This window comes from Protofrankia sp. Cj3, assembly GCF_917627355.1.
Lineage (GTDB): Bacteria > Actinomycetota > Actinomycetes > Frankiales > Frankiaceae > Protofrankia.
The window spans coordinates 1-7,553 of record NZ_CAKJTR010000120.1; the positions used below are offsets into that span (position 1 = coordinate 1).

Here is a 7,553-nt window from a genome sequence, read left to right on the forward strand (position 1 = left end):
TCTGGCGCCGGCAGACCCTGGACGAACTTCCGGCGGCGAACACTTAGCTCCATACGCAGCCCAAAACAATTTGTGACAAACGACACATCAACACACAAGCGATCCACTGCGGAGCAGCACGGAGCAGCATGGACCACCACGGGAGCCGAAGCTCCCGGCGTCTCGACGTGGAAGTCTCACCCGGTGGTGAGCAGCCGCTCAGGGGTCACGCGAATGACCACCCGGACCGCGTCCGGCCCGTCCCACTGATAGGTCTCGTCACCGGTGTATTTCACCGCGAGAGCGTCGATAAGCTCGCGGCCGCCCTCTTCGGTCAGGGTTGCCCGGCCGCGGATCTCGACGTATCCGTAGGGATCCCGCTGGTCGAGAAACATGATCCCCACCCGCGGATCTCGCGCGATATCACGCTCCTTGGCGCGGCCCCGGACCGTGGACAACAACAGGTCATCGCCATCGCGTGCGACCCACAGCACTGTCATCCGCGGAGACCCGTCGGGACGGATCGTTGCGAGCGTCACGTAGATCGCGGCATCCGCAAGATCCTTTACCTTTTCGGGTAGATATAGCGACATCAAGCTCCTCCGCCGGGTCCCGTCGCGTTCTCAGCCTCTCATTCGCGGTGGCAGTCAGCAGCTCTCATGCCAACCAGGCATGATCAACCATGTGGATGGGACACACTGATCAGCCGCGGGCAACCAATGCGGTGGCGATCGCCGCGAGGCCTTCACCGCGCCCAGTAAGCCCAAGACCGTCAGTGGTGGTTGCGGACAGGCTCACCGGCGCGCCGACCGCGGCCGTCAGGGTTTCCTCGGCCTCGGCGCGCCGTGCGGCCATCCGGGGCCGGTTCCCCACAATCTGCACGGCGACGTTCCCGATCGTCCAGCCCGCCTCAGCCAGCAACCTCGCCGTTTCGGTGAGCAGGGTGACCCCTGCCGCCCCGGCCCATTCCGGCCGGCCGGTGCCGAAGATCGAACCTAGATCGCCGAGTCCGGACGCGGTCAGCAACGCGTCACAGGACGCGTGCGCCGCGACATCACCATCCGAATGCCCGGCAAGGCCGGTTTCGTCCGGCCAGAAAATACCCGCCACCCAGCACGGGCGGCCGGCCGCGAACGGGTGGACGTCCACGCCGACACCCACTCGGGGAAGTCCGGCCAGCGACAACTTCCTCACCTCACAGGAACACTATCGGCACCCTCGTGCGACGCGCTGGCCGCGGCTGCGCACCGGCAGGCAGCGCCACGCTGGTCGGGCGGTACGGAACCCCGAATCCGGCCAGAACCCCCGGGGCATACAACTATGATTTTTTTCGCGCGCCCGGAACCGCGGGGATCAGTCGGCCAAAAATCAAACGATTACGTCTCTTTCCGTGCGCCCAGCGGCCCGAGGGTCTAGCCACGACGCGCAAGCAGCGCCTCGGCAAAAAGCAGATCGACCGGTCGGGTCACTTTGAAAGCCTCCTGAGCACCGGGAACAGTTGTCACGGGGACGCCGAGCGCCTCAACCAGCCCCGCATCGTCCGTAATCGCCACCCCGTCCGCTGTCCCGCCGAACCGATAGGCCTCGTCCAGCACATCCCTACGGAATCCCTGTGGTGTCTGCACAGCGCGCAGAACATCACGCGGAAGCGTCCGCGCAACCCGGCCCGCTCCATCAACCTGCTTGATCGTATCGTTTATCGCGAGTACGGGGATCACCGCTGGCGCCCCACTCAGCACCGCGGCGGCGACCGCATCAACAAGCGCGGGGGGCGTCAATGGACGAGCCGCGTCGTGCACCAGGACCACCCCCACCGTCTCATCAAGAACGGAGATGGCTGCCCGCACGGAATCGATGCGCTCCGCGCCACCGGCAATCACATGTACGTCAGGCCCGAGCAGGGCGACAAATGTTTCCAGCTCCGTGGCCGGAGCGGCGACGACCACCTGGTTCACCAAGGTCGCGGACAGCAATGAATCAACCGCATGCTGCACGAGGGTACGACCGGCCAAGCCACGAAGCGCCTTGGGTATGGCACCACCAAGACGTTCGCCGCGGCCGGCTGCCGGAACGACCGCGGCTACACGGTCAGACATACGCATTACGTGTCAAAAGGACTGGGGACGTCTGGATATCCGCGTTACCTGCCGCCGGCTAACCTGCCAAGACCTCGTCGAGCATGGCCTCGGCTTTGTCCTCATTTGTGCCTTCCGCGAGCGCGAGCTCACTGACCAAGATTTGTCGCGCTTTGCTCAGCATGCGCTTCTCACCTGCGGACAGCCCCCTTTCGCGATCACGACGCCAGAGGTCGCGAACCACCTCAGCAACCTTGTTCACATCGCCGGACGCGAGCTTTTCAAGATTTGCCTTGTACCGCCGTGACCAGTTGGTTGGCTCCTCGGTGTGCGGAGCCCGTAGAACCTCGAATACGCGCTCGAGACCGTCCTGACCGACCACGTCACGGACGCCGACCATCGCAACGTTGTCCGCTGGGACGCGCACAGTCAGGTCACCCTGAGCAACCTTGAGTACGAGATAGAGCCTTTCCTCGCCCTTGATGACGCGTGTTTCAATCGCGTCGATGAGAGCAGCACCATGATGTGGGTAAACAACGGTCTCGCCGACTTGGAACGCCATGTGTCAAGTGCCCCTTCCGCCTTCACCAGAGTAACACGCATGCATCGACCCAGGTCAGACGCATGCTTGTAAGGCAGGCCGCGGCTGGCCCGCCTAGGCGCCTCGGTGACGTGCCGCCAAGGGGTCCGCGACGCTCCGGACCAGGCGAAACAGGCAAAGGCCGCCGACGCGGGCAGCCTACCCCGATGTCCTTACTGTGCCTCTCGCTACCCCCATGACACCGATGACCTACGTGGACCGCCGGCAGCGCCGTGCTCTCGTGGCGTACGGCTGCCGTTCCAGCACGCCCGATCCATGACTTCACCCAAGCTCGCTCGGACCTTCGTCCACGCGGAAGGAACCACGATCGCGCGACCTTTGGTCACTAGTCTTCCTATACCACCCGGCAGATGGGCCGTCCATCGGCCACGATGGACAGGTGCACCTCACACCGCCGCCGCCCGCCTCCGGGGACGACGAGGGCAACGGGCCCGGCCGTGACGACCATCATTCCCGCCCCCGGAACGGGCACCGTGACGACGTCCCGGACGACATCCCGGACGACATCCACATCCCGGACGACATCAGCGAGCTGGCCGACGACGTCGCCGCCTACCACGCCGAACTACAGTCGCTGCGGCGCCGGGAGCTCATCGGCAAGATTCTTCCAGGCCTGCGCCCCGCACCGGCCGACCGACCGGCTCACCGGTCACGCCCCGCCCCAAGTGTGATCATCGCGGTACTTCTCATAATCATCAGCGCGCTCGGCGCCATGGTGCCGCTCGTCCTCGCTCATCCGCGCCCGCCCGCGCCCGCCCGCCCGCTCCCGCTCGCGACCACAACCGCGCAGCTGGGCACCGTCGGGAGCGTGCTGCCCGACATCACGCTCCGCGCCGCGCACGGGTCGCGCATCGCTTCCGATCTTCGACCGGCGCTGATCGTGCTGCTGCCAACGGCCTGCGACTGCGCGAAAGCCGTCCACGACATCGTGGGCCAAGCCCATGAGGGCAACCCGGTGCCGACCTATCTGCTCGCCCCGGGAGCGGACAGCCCAGCTCTGAATGAGCTCACCCGTGCGCCCGAGGCCGCGGGCGGGCGGGCCCTCGGCTTCGGCGACCCGGACGGATCCCTTGCCCGCCTGGTCGGTGCGGATCCCCAACAGCCGACGCTGCTCCTTGTCGCCGCGGACGGCCGGCTGGTACAGCCACCTCGCGTCTTCGCTCCCGGCGACCGCCTGGAGGGCTGGCTCGGAGCCCTTCCGCTCCGCTGACCGAGCACCGCTCCGCCGACCGAGCGGCACCAGGTGATCATTATCACGGACCACCGGCCGCCACGCGCAGAGTCCGGGCTCGTGCCGCCGCCGCTGCACTAGGCTGTGCTCCGCGGTCGAACCCGTCGGGTATGTGAGTCTTCGGGTGGAGCCAGCCACAAGCCGTCCGCCAGTCCGGCGGCAGGGTCAATCAGTGCCGACAAGATGACCGTCGGTACCGCACGGAGGAGCAGCCGAGCCGTGAGCCACCGTCCGGGTGTGCGTACCGCGACCATCTCGCTGTTCGCCGCCGCATCGCTGATCGGCACGGTCGCACTTACATCGTGTGCGGCAGGTAATGACGCGGTGACGGCGCAGGCGCGCACGACGACGAACACCGTCTCCGGTGCCATCGGCACCATCTCATTGCGTAATATCTACGTGGCCGGACCAGCGGCCTCAGGCGAGAAGGCCCAGGTCGTGTCCGCGTTCTTCAACGGCGGAGCCGAGGAGGACCAGATCGTTCAGGTCGCGTCGCCGGCGGCGACCGGCGGCCAAGCCCCGAAGAGAGCCATCCTCGAACCAGGCGGTAGCAACATCTATATCGCCGACGGTAATGCTCCCACGCTGACCGGGCTGAACCGCGACCTGCTCGTCGGGCAGGCGATCGCGGTCACGTTCACCTTTGCCAAGGCCGGCAGCATCACCCTCGCCGTCCCGGTGGAACCACCCGCTCCGGGAGCGTCCGCACCGCCAGCGACATCGCTCCCGACGCCGTCCGCGCGATCGGTGACCAGCAGTCCGACCGCTTCCGTTCCCGCTTCCGCGACCAGTAGCCCGACCGCCGGCACGACGCACCCGGCCGGCGCCACCGGCTGATCGTCCGGCAGCCGGAGAACACGCGATCGGCCACCGGCCAGCGCTGTTCGGTCACTGCCGGCGATGCCGGTCCGGCTGACGTCGGCCGACTGACATCGTCGGCAGCCTGACAGGGCCGCTCGGCAACTGCCCCATGGTGGTTGTCGGACCGTCCCGATACGGTGCGGGCCATGTCATCCCGGCCTCCCGTTCCCCGTCCGAACGCATCGGGCACGTCCTCCCGAGCGGCATCGGGCGGTTTCCGGTGCAGTGGGTGCGGTACGGAGTCGGTCAAATGGGCAGGCCGGTGCCCACGCTGCAACACCTGGGGGACGATCGAGGCCCAGGCTCCCGCGGTCCGCTCAACCCACCGGTCGGGCGGGCGTGGCCTCGCCCGGTCGACCGCGACGATCACGGCCCCTGCCTGCCCCATGTCCGCGGTTGACATCACGACGGCTCGCAGCCGGCCCACCGGGGTCACCGAACTCGATCGAGTACTCGGTGGCGGCCTCGTTCCCGGAGCAGTCGTCCTGCTGGCCGGGGAGCCGGGTGTCGGTAAGTCCACGTTGCTGCTTGAGGTCGCGGCGCGCAGTGCCGCATCGGGCGCTCGGGCGCTCGTGGTCACCGGTGAGGAGTCAACGGCTCAGGTCCGGCTGCGCGCCGGGCGGACGGGAGCGGTACACCCCGATCTGTGGGTCGCCGCGGAGACCGACCTGGAGGCTCTGCTCACCCACGTCGACGAAGTTCGTCCCGAACTTTTGGTGGTCGACTCGGTACAGACCATCACCACCGCCACCGCTGAGGGGGCAGCCGGCGGGGTCACACAGGTCCGCGAGGTCACCGCGGCACTGATCCGCGCGGCAAAGGCGCTGAACATGGCATGTGTGATCGTCGGCCACGTGACCAAGGATGGCGCGGTCGCCGGACCGCGGCTGCTGGAACACCTGGTTGATGTCGTTTTGCACTTCGAAGGCGAGCGGCATTCGTCACTACGCCTGGTCCGGGCGAGCAAGAACCGTTTCGGCCCCTCCGACGAGGTCGGCTGCTTCGAGATGGGCGACGGTGGTATCCGCGGCATCGCGGATCCGAGCGGGCTGTTCCTGTCCCGCTGGCATGACGGCGGACCCGTGGACGGCGTCGCCGGCACCTGCGTGACGGTCACGGTCGAAGGCCGCCGTCCGCTGGTTGCTGAGGTACAGACGCTGGTGGCAAGCTGCACGGCGGCAGTGCCGCGACGGGCCGTTTCCGGGCTGGACTCGGCCAGAGTGGCAATGATACTCGCTGTCGTTGAGCGCCGTGGCCGGCTCCAACTTGGCAGATCGGACGTGTACGCGGCTACCGTCGGTGGGGTCCGGCTAGCCGAGCCGGCCGCCGATCTCGCCGTCGCGCTGGCCACGATCAGCCATTGAGGACCGCCCCATTCCCGCGAACCTCATCGCTGTCGGCGAGGTGGGCCTGGCCGGCGAGGTCCGGTCGGTGGGCGCGGTCCGCCGGCGTCTGACGGCCGCGTCCCGGCTCGGTTTCCGATGGGCCCTCGTCCCCCCGGACGCGGGTCCGGCGCCCGAGGGCATGACAACGATCGAAGTGTGCGACCTGAACAGCGCAATACAGCATATGTATGGTGATAATAAATGAAAATCACAGTGACCAAAAATTTAACTACAAAATCATATTCAACTACAATGCCATGGGAACGGCATGGCAAAGCAGCCCGCCCGATACCATCACCACGGCGGAACGCCGAGATACCGAGGGAGCCAGATGGCAGGACCACCCGGGGATGACACCTTCCGGGCGACACTGGCCGCTGTCGCCCCAGGAACCCCATTCCGGGATGGGCTTGAGCGCATCCTCCGCGGCCATACCGGCGGCCTGATCGTTCTTGGGCACGACAAGGCGGTCGAGGGCATCTGTACCGGTGGCTTCGAGCTCGACGTCGAGTTCTCCGCCACCCGGTTGCGCGAGCTCGCGAAGATGGACGGCGCGATCGTCCTGTCGTCGGACCTGCAACGAATCGTACGGGCAGCCGTGCACCTGGTGCCTGACCCGACCATCTTCACCGAGGAGTCCGGTACCCGGCACCGCACGGCCGAACGGGTGGCCAAGCAGAGCGGGTATCCGGTGATCTCGGTCAGCCAGTCGATGCGGATCATCGCGCTGTACGTGGCCAGCCGGCGCTACGTCCTCGATGACTCAGCCGCCATCCTGTCCCGGGCCAACCAGGCGCTGGCGACTCTGGAACGCTACAAGATGCGGCTGGACGAGGTTGCCGGCACGCTGTCCGCCCTGGAAATCGAAGATCTCGTCACCGTCCGCGACGCGATATCCGTCAGCCAACGCCTGGAAATGGTTCGGCGGATCGCCGACGAGATCGAAGGTTACGTCGTCGAACTCGGTACCGACGGCCGGCTGCTGTCCCTCCAGCTCGAGGAGCTGATGGCAGGGGTGGAAACCGAACGGGAACTCACCGTCCGCGATTATCTGCCCTCCGGAGGCAAGGTGGGCACCGCCGCCGAGATTCTCGCCCGGCTCTCCGCGATGTCACCGACCGATTTGTTGGATCTGACCGTGCTCGCCCGCGCGCTCGGCTTCCCTGGGGGCGCGGATGTACTCGACGGCCAGATCAGTCCCCGCGGGTATCGGATGCTGGCCAAGGTGCCACGACTGCCCCGGACGGTCGTGGACCGGCTCGTCGACCACTTCGGCACCCTGCAGAAACTGCTTGCGGCCGGCGTGGACGACCTGCAGACCGTCGAGGGTATCGGCGCCGCGCGCGCCAGAGCCGTTCGTGAGGGGCTGTCCAGGCTCGCCGAGTCCAGCATCCTCGAACGCTACGTCTAACCCCAAATTT

7 protein-coding genes and 1 pseudogene are annotated in these 7,553 nt (G+C 66.9%); 4 read left to right on the plus strand and 4 right to left on the minus strand.

What is annotated here, in order from left to right:
* Positions 1 to 176: 176 nt before the first annotated feature.
* The 4 genes from MJ783_RS15890 to MJ783_RS15905 all read right to left on the minus strand — a co-directional run bounded on the left by MJ783_RS15890 (position 177) and on the right by MJ783_RS15905 (position 2,616).
* Positions 177 to 572, minus strand: coding sequence for a PPOX class F420-dependent oxidoreductase (locus MJ783_RS15890; RefSeq protein WP_239311225.1), 396 nt, complete (start codon positions 570 to 572; stop codon positions 177 to 179).
* Between the two features lie 109 nt (positions 573 to 681).
* A complete protein-coding gene (gene ispF, locus MJ783_RS15895; protein ID WP_239311238.1) occupies positions 682 to 1,164 on the minus strand; it encodes a 2-C-methyl-D-erythritol 2,4-cyclodiphosphate synthase in 483 nt (160 codons plus the stop codon).
* Positions 1,165 to 1,391: 227 nt separating this feature from the next.
* On the minus strand, positions 1,392 to 2,075 hold the full coding sequence (ispD, locus tag MJ783_RS15900; protein ID WP_239311226.1) for a 2-C-methyl-D-erythritol 4-phosphate cytidylyltransferase: 684 nt from the start codon (positions 2,073 to 2,075) through the stop codon (positions 1,392 to 1,394).
* Between the two features lie 58 nt (positions 2,076 to 2,133).
* Positions 2,134 to 2,616 carry a CarD family transcriptional regulator gene (locus MJ783_RS15905; protein ID WP_239311227.1) on the minus strand — a complete coding sequence of 161 codons (483 nt, stop codon included), beginning with the start codon at positions 2,614 to 2,616 and terminating at the stop codon, positions 2,134 to 2,136.
* A gap of 418 nt (positions 2,617 to 3,034) precedes the next feature.
* On the opposite strand from MJ783_RS15905, the gene MJ783_RS15910 reads away from it, so the two are divergent.
* The 4 genes and pseudogenes from MJ783_RS15910 to disA all read left to right on the plus strand — a co-directional run bounded on the left by MJ783_RS15910 (position 3,035) and on the right by disA (position 7,543).
* A complete protein-coding gene (locus tag MJ783_RS15910; protein ID WP_239311228.1) occupies positions 3,035 to 3,865 on the plus strand; it encodes a hypothetical protein in 831 nt (276 codons plus the stop codon).
* Positions 3,866 to 4,105: 240 nt separating this feature from the next.
* Positions 4,106 to 4,723 carry a hypothetical protein gene (locus MJ783_RS15915; RefSeq protein WP_239311229.1) on the plus strand — a complete coding sequence of 206 codons (618 nt, stop codon included), beginning with the start codon at positions 4,106 to 4,108 and terminating at the stop codon, positions 4,721 to 4,723.
* A gap of 170 nt (positions 4,724 to 4,893) precedes the next feature.
* A pseudogene (gene radA / locus MJ783_RS15920) lies at positions 4,894 to 6,337 on the plus strand (DNA repair protein RadA).
* A 126-nt stretch (positions 6,338 to 6,463) separates the two neighbouring features.
* On the plus strand, positions 6,464 to 7,543 hold the full coding sequence (disA, locus tag MJ783_RS15925) for a DNA integrity scanning diadenylate cyclase DisA (RefSeq protein ID WP_239311230.1): 1,080 nt from the start codon (positions 6,464 to 6,466) through the stop codon (positions 7,541 to 7,543).
* The last annotated feature ends 10 nt before the right edge of the window (positions 7,544 to 7,553 follow it).

Bases quoted from the DNA above. Each gene is read 5' to 3' on its own strand.
- MJ783_RS15890 (WP_239311225.1), bottom strand. From the start codon at position 572: ATGTCGCTATATCTACCCGAAAAGGTAAAGGATCTTGCGGATGCCGCG.
- ispD (WP_239311226.1), bottom strand. From the start codon at position 2,075: ATGTCTGACCGTGTAGCCGCGGTCGTTCCGGCAGCCGGCCGCGGCGAA.
- MJ783_RS15905 (WP_239311227.1), bottom strand. From the start codon at position 2,616: ATGGCGTTCCAAGTCGGCGAGACCGTTGTTTACCCACATCATGGTGCT.
- disA (WP_239311230.1), top strand. From the start codon at position 6,464: ATGGCAGGACCACCCGGGGATGACACCTTCCGGGCGACACTGGCCGCT.